15 protein-coding genes are annotated in these 15551 nt (G+C 68.1%); 8 read left to right on the top strand and 7 right to left on the bottom strand.

What is annotated here, in order from left to right; all coding sequences use genetic code 11:
- Window positions 1-20: 20 nt before the first annotated feature.
- Together B3611_RS00540 and B3611_RS00535 are read left to right on the top strand one after the other, a co-directional pair.
- Complete coding sequence (locus tag B3611_RS00540; protein WP_291313138.1) at window positions 21-869, top strand: bifunctional methylenetetrahydrofolate dehydrogenase/methenyltetrahydrofolate cyclohydrolase; 849 nt, start codon at window positions 21-23, stop codon at window positions 867-869.
- Window positions 850-1197, top strand: coding sequence for a DUF3017 domain-containing protein (locus B3611_RS00535; RefSeq protein ID WP_291313137.1), 348 nt, complete (start codon window positions 850-852; stop codon window positions 1195-1197). Before B3611_RS00540 ends, B3611_RS00535 begins: the two co-directional genes overlap by 20 nt.
- On the opposite strand, the gene metX is transcribed toward B3611_RS00535, so the two are convergent.
- Both metX and B3611_RS00525 read right to left on the bottom strand, forming a co-directional pair.
- Window positions 1194-2258, bottom strand: a complete 1065-nt coding sequence (metX, locus tag B3611_RS00530) for a homoserine O-acetyltransferase MetX (protein ID WP_291313136.1) — start codon at window positions 2256-2258, stop codon at window positions 1194-1196. The two genes, B3611_RS00535 and metX, sit on opposite strands and share 4 nt — an antisense overlap.
- A gap of 5 nt (window positions 2259-2263) precedes the next feature.
- Window positions 2264-3586, bottom strand: a complete 1323-nt coding sequence (locus tag B3611_RS00525; RefSeq protein WP_291313135.1) for an O-acetylhomoserine/O-acetylserine sulfhydrylase — start codon at window positions 3584-3586, stop codon at window positions 2264-2266.
- Window positions 3587-3713: 127 nt separating this feature from the next.
- Here B3611_RS00525 and B3611_RS00520 point away from each other — a divergent pair, with 127 nt between their 5' ends.
- Complete coding sequence (locus B3611_RS00520) at window positions 3714-4763, top strand: hypothetical protein (RefSeq protein ID WP_291313134.1); 1050 nt, start codon at window positions 3714-3716, stop codon at window positions 4761-4763.
- Here the strand turns inward: B3611_RS00520 and B3611_RS00515 are convergent.
- Window positions 4679-6892 (bottom strand): NADP-dependent isocitrate dehydrogenase, encoded by a 2214-nt coding sequence (locus B3611_RS00515; protein ID WP_291313133.1) that lies wholly within the window; start codon window positions 6890-6892, stop codon window positions 4679-4681. The two genes, B3611_RS00520 and B3611_RS00515, sit on opposite strands and share 85 nt — an antisense overlap.
- A gap of 130 nt (window positions 6893-7022) precedes the next feature.
- Here B3611_RS00515 and B3611_RS00510 point away from each other — a divergent pair, with 130 nt between their 5' ends.
- A complete protein-coding gene (locus B3611_RS00510; protein ID WP_291313132.1) occupies window positions 7023-7937 on the top strand; it encodes an exodeoxyribonuclease III in 915 nt (304 codons plus the stop codon).
- Entirely contained in the window at window positions 7937-8698 is a 762-nt protein-coding gene (locus B3611_RS00505) for a trimeric intracellular cation channel family protein (protein WP_291313131.1), read from the top strand. The genes B3611_RS00510 and B3611_RS00505 overlap by 1 nt, the downstream gene beginning before the upstream one ends.
- A gap of 13 nt (window positions 8699-8711) precedes the next feature.
- On the opposite strand, the gene B3611_RS00500 is transcribed toward B3611_RS00505, so the two are convergent.
- Complete coding sequence (locus tag B3611_RS00500; protein ID WP_291313130.1) at window positions 8712-9380, bottom strand: hypothetical protein; 669 nt, start codon at window positions 9378-9380, stop codon at window positions 8712-8714.
- A gap of 78 nt (window positions 9381-9458) precedes the next feature.
- Between B3611_RS00500 and trpS the strand changes: the two genes are divergently transcribed.
- Together trpS and B3611_RS00490 are read left to right on the top strand one after the other, a co-directional pair.
- Window positions 9459-10469 (top strand): tryptophan--tRNA ligase, encoded by a 1011-nt coding sequence (trpS, locus tag B3611_RS00495; protein ID WP_291313129.1) that lies wholly within the window; start codon window positions 9459-9461, stop codon window positions 10467-10469.
- A 66-nt stretch (window positions 10470-10535) separates the two neighbouring features.
- Complete coding sequence (locus B3611_RS00490; RefSeq protein WP_291313128.1) at window positions 10536-11633, top strand: YhjD/YihY/BrkB family envelope integrity protein; 1098 nt, start codon at window positions 10536-10538, stop codon at window positions 11631-11633.
- Here the strand turns inward: B3611_RS00490 and B3611_RS00485 are convergent.
- The gene (locus B3611_RS00485; protein WP_291313127.1) at window positions 11593-12936 is read right to left on the bottom strand and encodes a D-alanyl-D-alanine carboxypeptidase family protein; all 1344 of its coding nucleotides are present in this window, start codon (window positions 12934-12936) and stop codon (window positions 11593-11595) included. The genes B3611_RS00490 and B3611_RS00485 overlap by 41 nt on opposite strands.
- A 168-nt stretch (window positions 12937-13104) precedes the next feature.
- Here B3611_RS00485 and B3611_RS00480 point away from each other — a divergent pair, with 168 nt between their 5' ends.
- Window positions 13105-13806 (top strand): VIT1/CCC1 transporter family protein, encoded by a 702-nt coding sequence (locus tag B3611_RS00480; protein WP_291313126.1) that lies wholly within the window; start codon window positions 13105-13107, stop codon window positions 13804-13806.
- 35 nt (window positions 13807-13841) lie between these two features.
- Here the strand turns inward: B3611_RS00480 and B3611_RS00475 are convergent, their stop codons facing one another.
- On the bottom strand, window positions 13842-15071 hold the full coding sequence (locus B3611_RS00475) for a hypothetical protein (RefSeq protein WP_291313125.1): 1230 nt from the start codon (window positions 15069-15071) through the stop codon (window positions 13842-13844).
- A gap of 75 nt (window positions 15072-15146) precedes the next feature.
- Window positions 15147-15551 (bottom strand): C40 family peptidase (locus B3611_RS00470; RefSeq protein ID WP_291313124.1); only part of this gene is annotated, 405 nt, incomplete at its 5' end.

The raw sequence follows: 15551 nt of genomic DNA, 5'->3' as shown, positions 1-15551 counted from the left end.
CCAAGTCTAGGATGGTGGGCGTGACTGCGAAGACATTGGACGGCAAGCTCTACCGCGAGGAGATTTTCGCGGACCTGAAGCAGCGCGTGAAGGCGCTGAAGGCGAGGGGGGTCACGCCGGGGCTGGCCACGGTGCTGGTCGGCGAGGATCCGGCGAGCCAGAACTACGTGCGCATGAAGCACCGCGACTGCGCCGAGCTCGGCATCGCGTCCATCATGAAGGAGCTGCCGGGCGACACCACGCAGGAGGAGCTGGAGAAGCTTATCGACGACCTGAACAACGACCCGGCCGTCACCGGCTACATCGTTCAGCTGCCGCTTCCGAAGCACCTGGATGAAAACCGCATCCTCGAGCTCATCGACCCGGACAAGGACGCCGACGGCCTCCACCCGGTCAACCTGGGCAAGCTCGTGCTCAACGAGCCCGCCCCGCTGCCGTGTACCCCGAACGGCTCGATCCAGCTCCTCGAACGCTTCGGCGTGGAGCTGAACGGGGCGATCGTCTGCGTCATCGGCCGCGGCGTGACCGTGGGCCGGCCGATTTCCCTGATGCTGACCACCAAGAAGGTCAACGCCACCACCGTGCTGTGCCACACCGGCACGAAGGATCTCGCCGCGGAGACGCGCCGGGCGGACGTGATCATCGCCGCGGCCGGCAAGCCGCACATGATCACCGCGGACATGGTCAAGGAGGGCGCGGCGGTTCTCGACGTCGGGGTCTCCCGCGTGGACGGCAAGACCGTCGGTGACGTGCACCCGGACGTGTGGGAGAAGGCCGCGTGGGTCTCCCCGAACCCGGGCGGGGTGGGCCCGATGACCCGCACCTTCCTGGTCCGCAACATCGTGGAGCGTGCAGAGCAGCTTGTTTAACGCCCCCGGGGGGCTTTCCCTGGACAACCCCCACGACATAGACAACCCCCGCTCGCCGCTGCCCCTGTGGGCCCAGCGCGTGGCGGCGGCGGTCTTTGTCGTGGGGTTCGCGCTTTCCGCGCTGTTTTCCGCCACCGAGCACTGGCGGCGCGCCACCTTCACGCTCGGGGCCGCGCTGGTCTGGCTCGCCGTGCTGCGCTATGCCTGCGATTCGCAGGTCATCGGGCTGGTGGCCGTGCGCTCGAGGCGCTTCGACACCCTGTTCTGCTCCGCCCTCGGCGCCGCCATGATGTTCCTGGCGGGCTCGGTCGACGCGCTGGGGAGCTAGATACCCGCCTCCGTGAGGGCCATGAAGCGGCGCAGGATCCGGTCCATCTGCCGTTCCTCCACGAGGAACGCGTCGTGGCCCACGGGGCTGGACAGCTTCGCCATCGCGAGTAGGTTTCCCAGGTTGCGGGAGATGTGTTCCTGCTGGTGGTAGGGGTAGAGGATGTCGGTGTCCACGCCCACCACCATCGTCGGCACCGTGGACGAGGCGAGCGCCTTGTTCAGCCCGCCCCGGCCCCGGCCGACGTCGTGGCGGTTGAGCGCCTCCGTGAGGGTGACGTAGGAGCCGGCGTCGAAACGCTCGACGAGCTTGCGCCCTTGGTGGTCGAGGTAGCTCTGCACCGCGAAGCGCTGGTCCGCGCGGCGGTACGGGCCCAGCGGGTTCTCCCCGGGCTGCGGGGCGGTGCCGAAGCGCTCGTCGATCTCCAGTTCGCCGCGGTACGTCAGGTGGGCCAGCCGCCGCGCCGCCGCGAGGCCGGCACCGGGGGAGCGGCCGGTGCCGTGGTAGTCCCCGCCGAGCCAGTCAGGGTCGCGGGTAATGGCCGAGATCTGCGCCTCCTGGATGCCGATCTGCCAGGCGCTGGCGCGCGCCGAGACCGCGATGACGCAGGAGAACGCGACGGCCTCCGGGTACATGAGCGTCCACTCGAGGGTGCGCGCCCCGCCCATCGAGCCGCCGAGCACCGCATGGACGCGGGTGACCCCGAGGCGTTTCAGTGCCTCGCGCTCGGCGCGGACCTGGTCGCGGATGGACACGGCGGGGAAGCGCGAGCCCCACACGCCTCCGTCCGGGTGCCCGCTGGCGGGGCCGGTCGAGCCGTAGCACGAGCCCAGGGCATTGGTGCAGATCACGCACCACCGGTCCGTGTCCAGCGCCTTTCCCGGCCCGATCGCCCCGCTCCACCACTCGGCGGCATCGGAGTCCCCGGTCAGCGCGTGCTCGACCAGCAGGACGTCGCGGCCCGGGTCACCCCAGCGTCGGTAAGCAATGTGCGCACCGCTTATCGACGCCCCCGCCTCCGTCCGGAAGTCCCCTATCCCCACCGTGTGCAACGCTGCCATGGCTGCTAGATGGCCGCGAAGCCGCGTTCCAGGTCGGCGATGATGTCCCGGATGTCCTCGATGCCCACCGACAGGCGCACCGTGGCCTGCGTGATTCCCGCGCGCTTCAGGCCCGCGGCATCGGACTGCGAGTGCGTCGTCGAGGCCGGGTGCACCACCAGGGAGCGGACGTCGCCGATGTTGGCCAGGTTGGAGTGGAGCTTGAGCGCGTCGATGAACGCCCAGGCCCGCGTTCGGTCGTCGGGGTCACCGGCGATGTCGAAGGAGAGCACCGCGCCGGTGTGGCGCAGGCCGAGCTTCTCCTTGGTGGCGCGGTAGGGCGAATCGGGCAGGCCCGCATAGTTCACGCCGGCCACCTTCTCGTGGCGGGCGAGGAACTCCGCGACCTGCCGGGCGTTCTCGTTGTGGCGCTCGAGGCGAAGGCCGAGGGTGTCCAGACCCTGCAGGGCGACCCAGGCGTTGAAGGGGGAGATGGCGGCGCCCGTGTCACGAAGCGTCCCCGCCCGCGCCTTCACGGCGAAGGCGGCCTCACCCAGGTCCGCGTACCTCAGGCCGTGGTAGGCGGGGTCGGGGGTGACAAAGTAGGGGAAGACTGGGGCGCCGTCGCGCTCGACGGTCCAGTCGAATGTCCCTCCGTCGACGAGCACACCGCCGATGGCGGCGCCGTTGCCGGTGTAGAACTTCGTGGTGGACGCGATGACGATGTCCGCACCGTGCTCGAGGGGGCGGATCAGGGCTGCGGTCGCAACGGTGTTGTCCACGATGAGCGGCACACCGTTGCGGTGCGCGACCTCCGCCACGGCCGGGATGTCCAGCACGTCCGCGACCGGGTTGCCGAAGGTCTCGCCGAAGAACGCCCGGGTGTTCGGCCGGGCCGCCGCCTGCCACGACTCCGGGTCGTCGGGGTTGTCGACGAAGGTGACGTCGATGCCCAGGCGCTTCAGCGTGACACCGAACAGGGTCTCCGTCCCGCCGTAGAGGCGCGGGGAGGTGACGATGTGGTCTCCCGCCGATGCAAGGGTGGTGATCGCCGCGGTCTCCGCGGCCATGCCCGATGCGAAGGCGACGGCGGCCACGCCACCCTCGAGGCTGGCGATCCGGTCCTCGAGCGCCTGCTGCGTCGGGTTGGTGATGCGCGTGTAGATCGGCCCCGGGTCCGAGAGGTCGAAGCGGTTCGCGGCGTGCTGCGCGTCCTCGAACACGTACGACGACGTCATGTAGATCGGCTGGTTGCGGGCACCGTGGTCGGAGTCGACGGCCTGGCCCGCGTGGATCGAGCGGGTGTCGAATCCCCACTCGGCTGCTTGTGTGTTGTCGTATTTCGCCATGGCCACAATGTAACCGGAGTCACGGATGCTGTGTACCAAGCTGTCTACTAACGGGTCTGAGCTGGCGGTTTGTGTGAATATAAATCGGCTGGGGAACCCGGAGGTGGACCGAGGGGTCTAATGGGGCATGGGGGTTGAACGTGGCGAACTTCGTGGGCTCGTGGTGAACCTCCGGGAGGTGGACCGTGCCGACGCGCATGTGTGGGACGCGGTGGCCTCGGGTTTGATGGTTGAGGTGGCCCGCCGGGTGGTCGTTCCGCTGGAGCGGTGGGTATCGCTCTCCGATCACGAGAGACGCTGGCTGGAGGTGTACGCGGCGGGCCGCACCAGCAGGGGGGCGGTTCTGGTCGGGCGATCCGCCGCCAGGCTGCTGGGCATGTGGGTTGTTCCCCTCGCCCCCGAAACGATTGAACTCACCCTCCGCGGCAGAGGGTCGTCGCCGTTGCGGGCAGGGGATGGCCGGCACACCTTCCGCCGCTCCGGTTTGGTTGAGGGGGAAGTCGATACCGCTGAAGGTGTCGCTGTTTCGACACCGGTGCGGACCTTCGCGGATATCGCCCGGTACCACGGGTTTTTGGAGGGATTGGTCGGCGCCGACTGGCTGCGGCGGAATGCTGTCTCCTTCGCGGACATCCGTTCGGCGGTCGCCTCCATGGGGCGGGTCAAGGGCATAGCGACGGTGAGGCGTTGCGTGGAGCACTCCGTCGCCGTGTCCGACTCCCCGTACGAGTCCCTCGCCCGCGGCCTGCTCATTCAGGCGGGCATCGGGCCCATCCGTGTCCAGCACCCCATCTGCGGGTTCAGGGCCGACATTCTGGTGGAGGACTGGCTGATCATAGAGATCGACGGCGCGGTGAAGTATCGCGGGCCGGAGGCAGAGCGCACCCGGCAGCGGGAGTTCAACCGGAAGAAACGCACCGCCAACGCCGGCTATTACTTCCTGAGGTATTCCCCGGTTGTCATCGAGCATTCACCGGGGGAGTTCATTTATAGGCGCTCATTTGTGCCAGTCACGGCCAGTCACGGCCCCGAACACCCCGCAAAAAACAGGTGCCCCCGGCCGAAGACCGGGGGCACCTTCACCAGAACAACCTACTTGGCCATCCCGTCGATGATCTTGTTGAAGGTCTCCGACGGGCGCATGACGGCGGAGGTCATGGCGTCGTTGGGCAGGTAGTAACCGCCGAGGTCGGCGGGCTTGCCCTGGACCGCGAGAAGATCCTCGGCAATGCCGGCCTCGTTCTCGCGCAGGGCCTCGGCGACGGGCGCGAACGTCGAGGCGATCTCCGCATCCTCGGTCTGCTTCGCCAGCTCCTCGGCCCAGTTGAGGGCGAGGTAGAAGTGCGAGCCGCGGTTGTCGATCTCGTTGACCTTGCGGGAGGGGGACTTGCCCTCGTCGAGGAGGGTCTCCGTGGCCTTGTCCAGAGCGGAGGCGAGCACACCCGCCTTCGCGTTGCCGTGGTCAGCCTCCATGCGGAAGGATTCCGCCAGCGCCAGGAACTCACCGAGGGAGTCCCAGCGCAGGTGGTTCTCCTCCTGCAGCTGCTGCACGTGCTTCGGGGCGGAGCCGCCTGCGCCGGTCTCGAAGAGCCCGCCGCCCGCCATAAGGGGCACGATGGAGAGCATCTTCGCGGAGGTGCCCAGCTCGAGGATCGGGAAGAGATCCGTGTTGTAGTCGCGCAGCACGTTGCCGGTGACGGAGATGGTGTCCTCGCCCGCGCGCATGCGCTGGATGGAGGTGCGGGTGGCCTCGACGGGGGAGGCGATGGAGATGTCCAGGCCGTCGGTGTCGTGGTCCTTGAGGTACTTCTGCACCAGGCCGATGAGGTTGCGGTCGTGGGCGCGCTGCTCGTCGAGCCAGAAGATGGTCTTCATGCCGGACTTGCGGGCGCGGTCCACGGCGAGCTTGACCCAGTCCTGGATCGGCGCGTCCTTGGTCTGGCAGGCGCGCCAGATGTCACCGGCCTCCACGTCGTGGGAGATGAGCACGTCGCCGGCGGAGTTGACCACCTGGACGGTGCCGTCGGCGGAGATCTTGAAGGTCTTGTCGTGGGAGCCGTACTCCTCGGCCTTCTGCGCCATGAGACCGACGTTGGGGACGGTACCCATGGTGGCCGGGTCGAAGGAGCCGTTCTCACGGCAGTCGTCGATGACAACCTGGTAGATGCCAGCGTAGGAGGAATCCGGCAGGGTGGCGAGGGTGTCCTGCTCCTGGTCGTCGGCGTTCCACATGTGCCCGGAGGTGCGGATCATCGCCGGCATGGAGGCGTCCACGATAACGTCGGAGGGAACGTGCAGGTTGGTGATGCCGCGCGAGGAGTTCACCATCGCGAGCTCGGGGCCGTCGGCAAGCGCCTTGTCAAAGGCTGCGCGGATCTCGTCGCCGTTGTCCAGGTTGGCCAGGCCGTCGAGAATGGCGCCGAGGCCGTTCTCACCGTCGAGGCCGGCTGCGAGGAGCTCGTCGCCGTAGGTGTCGTAGACGTCCTTGAAGTAGGCGCGCACCACGTGGCCGAACATGATGGGGTCGGAGACCTTCATCATGGTGGCCTTGAGGTGGATGGAGAAGAGGACACCCTCCTCCTTGGCGCGCTTGATGGCGTCGAGGAGGAACGCGTCGAGGGCCTTGGCGGACATGAACGTGCCGTCGATGACCTCGCCAGCGAGCACCTTCAGCTCGGGCTTGAGGATCTCTTCGGAGCCGTCGGCCTTGACCAGCTTGATGGTCAGGGTGTCGTCGGAGTCCATGACCACGGACTTCTCGTTGTGGCGGAAGTCGTTGTCGTCCATGGTGGCCACGTTGGTCTTCGAATCCTTCGACCACTCGCCCATGGTGTGGGGGTGCTTGCGCGTGTAGTTCTTCACGGCCTCCGGCGCGCGGCGGTCGGAGTTGCCCTGGCGCAGGACCGGGTTGACGGCGGAGCCGGTGACCGTCTTGTAGCGCTCCTGGATCTCCCGCTCGTCGTCGGTGGTGGGGTTATCCGGGTAGTTCGGGATGTCGAAGCCCTTGGACTGAAGCTCGGCGATGGCCTTCTTCAGCTGGACCAGGGAGGCGGAGATGTTCGGCAGCTTGATGATGTTCGCCTCGGGGCTCATCGTCAGTTCACCGAGCTCGGCGAGGGCGTCGTGGGCGTACGCCTCATCCCGGACGCGCTCCGGGAACAGGGACAGGATGCGGCCCGCGACGGAGATGTCGCGGGTTTCCACGTCGACGCCCGCGTTGGAGGCGAAGGCCTCGACAATCGGCTTCAGCGAGTAGGTGGCGAGCAGCGGTGCTTCGTCGGTGCGCGTCCAGATAATTTTGGCCACTATTTTGCTCCTCTAAGTGTCTGGTGACAATCCAAAAGAACAGAATACCTTTACCCGGCCCTCCAGTGTGGTATGAGGTGCGTCACCGCCGTCTTCGGAGCCTGCCGGACCGGTCTGTAGGGTGTTCGGCATGAGTCTCACCATCGCGTCCGTCAACGTCAACGGGATCCGCGCGGCCACGAAGGTTCGCAGCGACAACAACCGGGGGATGCTGGCGTGGTTGAAGGAGACGGAGGCCGACGTCGTCCTCCTCCAGGAGGTCCGCGCCTCCGGCCCGCAGGCCGTCGAGGCGCTGCATCCCGCGCTGCACAACGGCTGGCACCTCGTCGTCGCGCCCGCCGAGACGCCGGGTGCGAAGGGCCGGGCCGGGGTGGGCATCCTCAGCCGCGAGCCCCTCACCGACGTCGAGATCGGCATTCCGGGATTCGAGGACGCCGGCAGGTTCATCGCCGGCTCGCTTCTCGACGGCACCCGCGTCGCCTCCCTCTATCTCCCCTCCGGCTCGGCCGGCACCGCGAAGCAGGACGAGAAGTACGCCTTCCTCGACCGCTTCGAGGTGCTGCTGCACGAGTGGGCCGAGCGCCACCCGCGCATGGTCATCGGAGGGGACTGGAACATCTGCCACCGCCGGGAGGACCTGAAGAACTGGCGCACCAACCGCACCAAGTCGGGCTTCCTCCCCGACGAGCGGGCCTTCATGGACGCGGTGTTCGGCACGTTCCCCGATGACGAGGCGCAGGATCTCGAGGCGAAGCTGGAGTACGGCTGGGCGGGGGCCGTGGAGTACGTGTCGGAGGGGCATCGTGAAGCCGCGGCGGAGCCGAAGTGGTTCGATGTCGCCCGGAGGCTCCGGCCCGACGACGCCCCCTACACGTGGTGGACCTACCGGGGGCAGGCCTTCAACAACGATGCCGGATGGCGCATCGACTACCAGGCGGCCACCGCGGAGATGCACGAGAGCGCGACGCACACGTGGGTGGACAAGGCCCCGACGGTGGAACAGCGCTGGTCCGACCACTCGCCCCTGCTGGTGACGTACAGCTGATGCACGGTTTCGACGTTTCCGCGCTGATCAAGGTCCTCTTCGTTGTCGGCATCATCGCCGAGGCAATGACCGCAGCGGTGACCGCCGGGCGGATGCGCATGGACTGGTTCGGGGTGGTAGCCCTCGGTGCCCTGACGGCCCTCGGGGGCGGCACGGTGCGCGACATCCTCCTCGGCGCGTACCCGCTGACATGGGTGGAGGAGCCGCGCTACCTGTGGGTGGTGATCATCGCCTCCGTGCTCACGGTGCGGTTGAGCTGGTTGATGTATCAGCTGCGCCGCTTCTTCCTCGTCGCCGACGCGATCGGTCTGGCGGCGTTCGTGGTCGTGGGTATCCAGGTCGCGCTGTCGCAGGGGCACGGTTTCCTCATCTGCTGCGTGGCCGCCGTGACCACCGGTGTCTCCGGCGGCGTGATGCGCGACGTACTTTCCGACCGCATCCCGCTCGTGTTCCGCCACGAGATGTACGCCTCCACCGCGGTGATCGGCACGATCGTGTGGTGGGCTCTCATGTGGCTGGGAGTGACGGGCTGGATCATCGTCCTGGCCACCGTGGCCGTCGTGCTGGGTACCCGCCTGGTCTCGCTGAAGAAGGGGTGGGGTCTGCCCATCTACGAGTACGACGAGGACGAGGTCAAAACGCGCAACCCGCGCGAGGAGGTCAGGGGCTACGTCTACGAGCGGGGCCGGAAGATCCCCGGGGCGCGCCGGGCGTACCGGGGGTTGAAGCAGTTCCGCCGCACGCGCGGCTCGGGGGAGTAACCGGCCCCGGGGGCTACTGCGGCCCTCGGGCGAGGACCCATGCGGAACCCGCAAGAACGATTGCGGAACCCGCCCCCAGGGCGTAGATCGGCAGCCAGACGAAGGGCACCCAGCTCGCAAGCAGCACCGCCGTGGCGGTCGCAGCGGCGACGGCCGCGACCGCAGACCCAGCGAGAACCCCGAGGGGGCGTGCGCTGCCGCGAGACACCCCGACGGCCGCCCCGAAGATTCCCGCCACCGCCAGGGCGAACAGAAGGAGAATGAATATGGAGAGGATTTCCCCGGCGGTGGCCGCGGGTGGCTCGGACACGTAGGGGACCCCGATGTCACCCATGACGAAGCCCGCCTCGTGGGCGGCGATGAAAATGTCATCGAGGACGGAGTACATGGGGTCACGGGTCATCCGCGCCACCGCCGCCATCGTTCCTGTCAGCGCGGCGGCGGCCGAGGAGAGGGCGATGAAGGCGAATGCGCCGGGGAGGAAGCGTCGGTAAGCGTGCTGCCCTGTCGGGCGGAACCGCGCCAAGAATCCCGCGAGCACGGCGAGGACGAGGGCAGCTACGAAGGTCCAGGTGGTGGCTGAACCGGCGGGGATGAGGCGGCCGAGGGTGGTCAGGGCGGCGGCGAGCAGGACGCCGGCGGCCGCGGGCGCGCGGTGGCGCGGGTGGACGAACTGTCTCATCGGTGTCCTTCCGGTGGGCAAACCATTGCGGGCCAGCCTACGGCGGGNNGCCCGGCCCACCGTTTAGAATCGGGAAGCATGACTGAGAAGCAGCGCGTACTTTCCGGAATCCAGCCCACCGCGGACTCGTACCACCTGGGCAACTACCTCGGGGCGCTGAAGCAGTGGATCGACCTCCAAGACGGTTACGACGCTTTCTACTTCATCCCGGATCTCCACGCCATCACCGTGGAGCAGAACCCGGAGGAGCTGCGCGAGCGCACCTTGAAGGGCTGCGCGCAGCTCATCGCTCTCGGCATCGATCCGGCCAAGTCCACGCTCTTCGTCCAGTCCCACGTTCCGGAGCACGCCGAGCTGACCTGGGTGCTGCAGTGCATCACCGGCTTCGGCGAGGCCTCGCGCATGACGCAGTTCAAGGACAAGTCCGCGAAGCAGGGCCAGGACCGCACCACCGTAGGCCTGTTCACCTACCCGATGCTCATGGCCGCCGACATCCTGCTCTACTCCCCGCAGCTCGTCCCGGTGGGGGAGGACCAGCGCCAGCATCTCGAGCTGACCCGCACCCTGGCGGAGCGCTTCAACTCCCGGTTCGGCGCGACGTTCGTTGTTCCGGAGGGCTTCATCCCCGAGGGGGCGGCGAAGATCCAGGACCTGCAGGAGCCCACCGCGAAGATGAGCAAGTCCGGGGCCAACCCCAAGGGCCTGATCAACCTGCTGGACGACCCGAAGACCTCCGCGAAGCGCATCAAGTCCGCCGTGACGGACAACGACGGCGTCATAGCCTACGACAAGGCCGCAAAGCCCGGCGTGTCCAACCTCCTGGCCATCCAGTCCGCCCTCACAGGTACGCCTATCGACACCCTCGTCGCCGGTTATGACGGCAAGGGCTACGGCGCCCTGAAGACGGACACTGCCGACGCGCTCGAGGCGTTCACCACCCCGCTGCGCGCCCGCTACGACGAACTCATGGCCGACCGCGCCGAGCTGGAGGGCATTCTGGCCGCGGGCGCGGAGCGGGCCCGCGGCATCGCAGCCCCGCTGCTCGCGCAGGTCTACGAGCGCGTGGGTTTCCTCGCGCCGAAGCGGTAGGGGTGGGCCGCGGGGGAACTTCCTCTACGATTAGGTGCGGCTACACACGAAACTTAGGAGAAACCCATGGAAACAGCGACGGCGCCGCGCAAGGCGTACATGGATGAGCAGGGCATCGAGCGCTCCCGCAAGCAGCAGCAGAAGGGTGCCGTGGACAAGGTCACCGGCAAGGCGCCGTTCCTCGCCCACCTGATGAAGATGAACGAGCGCTACACCGCCCAGGACGGCAACCAGCTCGCCGCGGGCATCACCTACTTCTCCGTCCTCGCGCTGTTTCCGCTCACGATGCTGATCTTCGCCGGGCTGGGATTCTTCCTCGCCGCCCGCCCGGACATGCTCATGCAGGTGCGGGACCAGATCGGCACCTCGGTGGGCGGCGACGTGGGGGAGGTTCTCTCCGGCCTCGTCGACTCCGCCATCGACCAGCGCGGCGCCGTCGCGGGCATCGGTTTGCTGACGACGCTCTGGTCCGGTCTCGGCTGGATGAACCACCTGCGCGTCGGCATTTCCGCCATGTGGAAGGTCGCCGGTGACGAGGGCGGCAACTTCCTGGTGAAGAAGCTGTGGGACCTCCTGGGTCTTATCGGGCTGATCGTCCTGCTGGTTCTCGCCTTCGGTGTCACCGCCGTCGGCACCTCCCACTACACCACGGACCTCATGGACCAGTTCCACGTCGGCAACTTCCCGGGTGCGCGCGCCGTGGTGTGGCTGATCGGCCTGGCCGCCGGCCTCCTGGCAAACTACCTGGTCATGGCGTGGCTGGTTCTCTTCATGCCACGCACCAAGGTGCCGGTCAAATCTGGCCTGAAGGGCGCCGCCATCGGCGCAGTGCTCTTCGAGGTGATCAAGCAGTTCGCCACCCTCATCATCTCCTCGGCGACGAACAACCCGGCCGGCGCGATCTTCGGCCCGATCATCGCCCTGATGGTCGTGCTCTACCTCATCTGGCGAGTGGTGCTCTACGTCTCGGCCTGGACGGCGACCACTCCCGAATCCCTCGCCGCCGCGCCCGTCGAGGTTCCCGAGCCCGCCGTGATCAACGTGCGCGTGGGTGCTGCGACGCAGCGTGCCCGCCACCAGGGTGCGGGCGGAAAGCTGCTCAGCCTGGGCGCCGCAGCCGGTGCTATCGGCGTCGGCGCGCTCTCGCTCTTGAAGCGAGACTAAGGGCAAGCGCCAGCAGCGCTGCACCGACCACCCCGGCCACGATCGCCACGGAGCGCCAGGGGGTGGGTGCGTGATCAGCCCCGCCGGCCACCGCGGAGGGTTCCGAGGAACTCCCCGGGGTGGCCGTTTCCGTTACCTGGGTGGCACCGGCGGGTGAGCTAGCCCCCAGCTTGTCGACGCCCTGTGCGTCGGTGAAACGGTAGGACTCGTGCAGGAGCCGCTGGGCCTGCTCCCAGGGGCGGGCCTTGTCCGAGGTCGTGTCCAGGAGCACCGCCACCAGCCGCCGCCCGTCGTGGTTCACGGCGCCGACGAAGGTGTGGTTTGCGTCATCGGTGTAACCGGTCTTGCCGCCGATCCCCTCGGGGTCCTCGAGGTAGAGATGGTTGTCGTTCCACACCTGGTAGCCGGGAAGGTCCGCGTGGCCCGGGAAATCGTAGTAGTCCGTGTCCACGATCCGGGCGAAGGTTGGGTTGCGGAACGCGGCCTGGTACGCGAGACCCAGGTCGTAGACCGAGGAGGACATCCCGGGGGCGTCGAGGCCGGAGTAGGACACCGCCCGGGTGTCGCGCATCCCGAGGCGCTGGGCCAGGGCGTTGACCTTCTGGCCCGCCGCGGCGTCCCCGCCGAGCTCCTGTGCCAGGGCGTGCGCCGCGTCGTTTCCCGAGGCGAGCAGCAGGCCGTGGAGGAGGTCGTCGACGGTGTAGGTGCCGCCCTCCACCAGGCCCACCAGGGAGCCCTCCTGGGAGGCGGTCTCGGCGCTGGCGGTGACGACCTTGTCAAGTGGCAGTTCGTCGATGGCGACGAGCGCCAGCAGCACCTTGATGATGGAGGCGGGGCGGTAGCGCCCGTGAGGGTCCTTCATCGCGAGGATGTCGCCCGAATCGATATCGGCGACGAGGAAAGCGGAGGCGAGGACGGTGTCGTCCACGTTGAAGCCCGCCGGGACGGTCACGCCGCACGGCCCTTGGTAGGTCACCGGCAACGGCGTAGGGCTGCTTCCGGCGGGTGCAGCTTCGGAGGTGGAGACGGGTTGCGGCGGCCAGGTGGCTTGGGGGCAGGAGTTTGTGTCGGGGGCGGCGGTGCGCGGCGCGTGCACGAAGTTTTCTCCCTCGTAGTGTCCGCGGCTTGCGTCACCCGAATCTGAACCGGGGTCGAGCACGGGCGTGCCACCCGTTGGAGGCACTGTCACCGGGGCCTGCGGAGTGGGCTCGGCTGTCTCGCCCCGGGCATGCGCGGCGGGGGCGGCGAGCAGAACGGCGGTAAGGGGGACGGCAAGGGCGCGGGCGACGGTCTGGGTGTGCATCCCGCGTGATTCTACGCGGAGGCGGTGCAGGAAAGCCGAGCAACCCGCGCCGGCGCCCCGCACGATTGCCGGGTGTGAGGATTGGCTGCACTAAAACGCGTTCTACCTGCGGAAACTAAGGCTTTCCTTGCTTGCGGACGCGTCCACGGATGCAGTACACCTGACTCCATGAGAACAGCAGAACCCACCTCTTCCGGCCTGAACGAGCGGCTCAATAAACTGCGCGCCGCGGTTCTCGGCGCAAACGACGGCATCGTGTCCACGGCAGCCGTGGTGGTCGGCGTGGCGGGTGCCACCTCCGACATCCGCAACATCGCCACCGCCGGCATCGCCGCCGTGATCGGCGGCGCCGTCTCCATGGCGCTGGGGGAGTACGTCTCGGTTTCCTCGCAGCGCGACACGGAGCGGGCGTACATCGCCAAGGAAACCTTGCTGCACCAGAACAACCCGAGCGGCGAGTTCGAGCACCTTGTGGAGGGCTACGTCCGCGACGGGCTGAGCAGGGAGACGGCGACGCAGGTGGCCGCCGAGATGACGGAGAAGAACCCCCTCAAGGCGCACCTGAAGATGCACTACGGCATCGACGAGGAGGACATCGTCAGCCCCTGGTCGGCCGCGATCGCGTCCTTCATCAGTTTCTTCCTCGGCTCCCTGCTGCCCATGGCGGCGGTGCTCCTGCCCCCGTCATCGATGCGCGTGGCGTCGACCTTCATCGTCACCCTCATCGCCCTGGCCATCACGGGCGCGGTCTCCGCGAAGATCGGCGATGCCGATGCGAAGCGGGCGGTGCTGCGCCTCGTCATCGGCGGCGCGATCGGTCTGGGCGTGACCTTCGGCATCGGCTGGATGTTCGGCACCGCCGGCCTGTAACCCCGCGGCGCGCACCCCCTGTCGGCGGGTCAGGGTCAGAACTTGGAGAAGCGCTTGACCAGCTGGTCCTCGATCTCCTGCCACGCCTCGGCCTTGTCGTCGAAAGGCGCGGAGGGGACGTAACCCGCCTGCTCGGTGGAGCCGAGCATGTAAGCGAGGTAGTCCTGCATCCGGGGGTTGGCCAGCAGGAATGAGTTCAGCGAGTCATCGCGCGCCCAGTCGGCCGCGTCCGCGAGGAGCTCGTAGGCCTTTCCCATCTGGGCGGTGTCCACCGCGTCGGGGCCCTTGCGAATGTCATCGGCGATGCCGTTGAAGGAGTAGGAGTTGTCCGGGTGGACGCTGACCTCCAGCTCACCGGCGTTGGCGGCGCTCATCAGGTCGGGCCACGTGGACACGCCCGCAAGGTCGTGCTCGTCGTTCTCCACCATCCAGCGTGTGAGGTGCTTCGCCGAGGGGAAGGTGAAGATCTCCCCGTAGCGCCCGAGGAAGACCGGGGCCGCGCCGAGGTAGGTGCGCAGCGTGTAAACGGTCTTGCCCTGCACGGTGATCTTGACCGGGTCGATGCCGGCCTTCGCCCACTCCGATGCGTCGTACGGGTCCGCATCCTCGGCGGCAGCCTTCTCCCGCTCGGCGGCGAGGCGGCGCTCCTCCTCCCGCGCCTCCTGGGCGGCGGCGATTCGCGAGGCGGCGTCGCTGACCTGACCCTCGCCGAGCGAGGCCGCGTCAGCCACCCGCACCGCCCCGTCGAGGGAATGGACGACATCCTCCCAGTTGGCCAGGACGACCCGGCCCACGCCGGACCATTCGCTCTCCCCGTTCTCCCCGGCGTAGTGCTCGGAGCCGCGGGCGACGTTGTTGAGGATGGAGTGCGACGCGAAGAAGATCTGGGCCTGCTCGGCACCGGCGACCTCCGCGAGCGAGCGCGAGATCTGGAACACCCGGCCCAGCGAGGAGACGTTCGTGTAGGAGGGTCGGTCCGCCAGGAAGTTCGGCGCGCCGATGATGTCGTAGTAGTCGTCGTCCCCGGGGGCGACCCGGTCCGCACCCGACTGCTGGAACTGCGCCCACGCGGGATGATCGCTCAGGTCGTGGCGGGGGGGGGGGGCGCCNNGCTCCTCGGGCGAGGTGAAGACGATGACCGATTCATCGTCGCCCAAAAACGCCTGCCACTCGGCTCCGTTTTCCTTCCAGGCCGGTGCCCAGAGGGTGTAGAAGTCCCCGTCGGTCAGGGACATTTTGACGGGGAGAATAGCGCGGGTGCTCATGTGGGAAAACCTTACTAAACGGCCGCTTGCCCGCCGGGAGCGACGTCGCGGGATTCACCGGAGCGGGGGCGAGGGTCAGGCGGTGGGCCGCCAGAACCCTAGGAAGGTCATCCCGATGTTGTCGGTGCGCACCGGATTCAGCTGCACCGGATCTCCCGCCTCGACGTACATGCCGTCACCGGCGTACATCGCCACGTGGCCGTCCCACACCGCCAGGTCGCCCGGTTCGAGCTGGTCGTAGGGGACCTGCTGGCCGATGGCCTGCTGGTGCGCCATGCGCGGAAGCTCGACACCGGCCTGCCGGTAAGCCCAGGAGGTGAGCCCCGAGCAGTCGAAGCCGCCCGGCCCGGTGCCTCCCCAGCTGTACGGCGTGCCCAGCTGCGCCTTCGCCGCCTCCACGGCCGCCCGTCCGGCTTCACTGCCACTCTCCGCCGCGGGCACCCCGCCGTCCGGCGCGGCCAGCTCGGGCGCAGCGCTGGC

Origin of the sequence: Corynebacterium sp. UBA2622, assembly GCF_002339505.1 — a bacterium.
GTDB lineage: Bacteria > Actinomycetota > Actinomycetes > Mycobacteriales > Mycobacteriaceae > Corynebacterium.
The sequence above is the reverse complement of the archived record's forward strand: the minus strand, read 5'-3'. Positions and strand labels throughout refer to the sequence as shown.

What these genes read in the sequence shown, in the direction of transcription:
- metX (WP_291313136.1), bottom strand. Translation starts at nt 2,258, where the DNA reads ATGGCAGCGTTGCACACGGTGGGGATAGGGGACTTCCGGACGGAGGCG.
- B3611_RS00525 (WP_291313135.1), bottom strand. Translation starts at nt 3,586, where the DNA reads ATGGCGAAATACGACAACACACAAGCAGCCGAGTGGGGATTCGACACC.
- B3611_RS00520 (WP_291313134.1), top strand. Translation starts at nt 3,714, where the DNA reads ATGGGGGTTGAACGTGGCGAACTTCGTGGGCTCGTGGTGAACCTCCGG.
- B3611_RS00510 (WP_291313132.1), top strand. Translation starts at nt 7,023, where the DNA reads ATGAGTCTCACCATCGCGTCCGTCAACGTCAACGGGATCCGCGCGGCC.
- B3611_RS00505 (WP_291313131.1), top strand. Translation starts at nt 7,937, where the DNA reads ATGCACGGTTTCGACGTTTCCGCGCTGATCAAGGTCCTCTTCGTTGTC.
- B3611_RS00500 (WP_291313130.1), bottom strand. Translation starts at nt 9,380, where the DNA reads ATGAGACAGTTCGTCCACCCGCGCCACCGCGCGCCCGCGGCCGCCGGC.
- trpS (WP_291313129.1), top strand. Translation starts at nt 9,459, where the DNA reads ATGACTGAGAAGCAGCGCGTACTTTCCGGAATCCAGCCCACCGCGGAC.
- B3611_RS00490 (WP_291313128.1), top strand. Translation starts at nt 10,536, where the DNA reads ATGGAAACAGCGACGGCGCCGCGCAAGGCGTACATGGATGAGCAGGGC.
- B3611_RS00485 (WP_291313127.1), bottom strand. Translation starts at nt 12,936, where the DNA reads ATGCACACCCAGACCGTCGCCCGCGCCCTTGCCGTCCCCCTTACCGCC.
- B3611_RS00480 (WP_291313126.1), top strand. Translation starts at nt 13,105, where the DNA reads ATGAGAACAGCAGAACCCACCTCTTCCGGCCTGAACGAGCGGCTCAAT.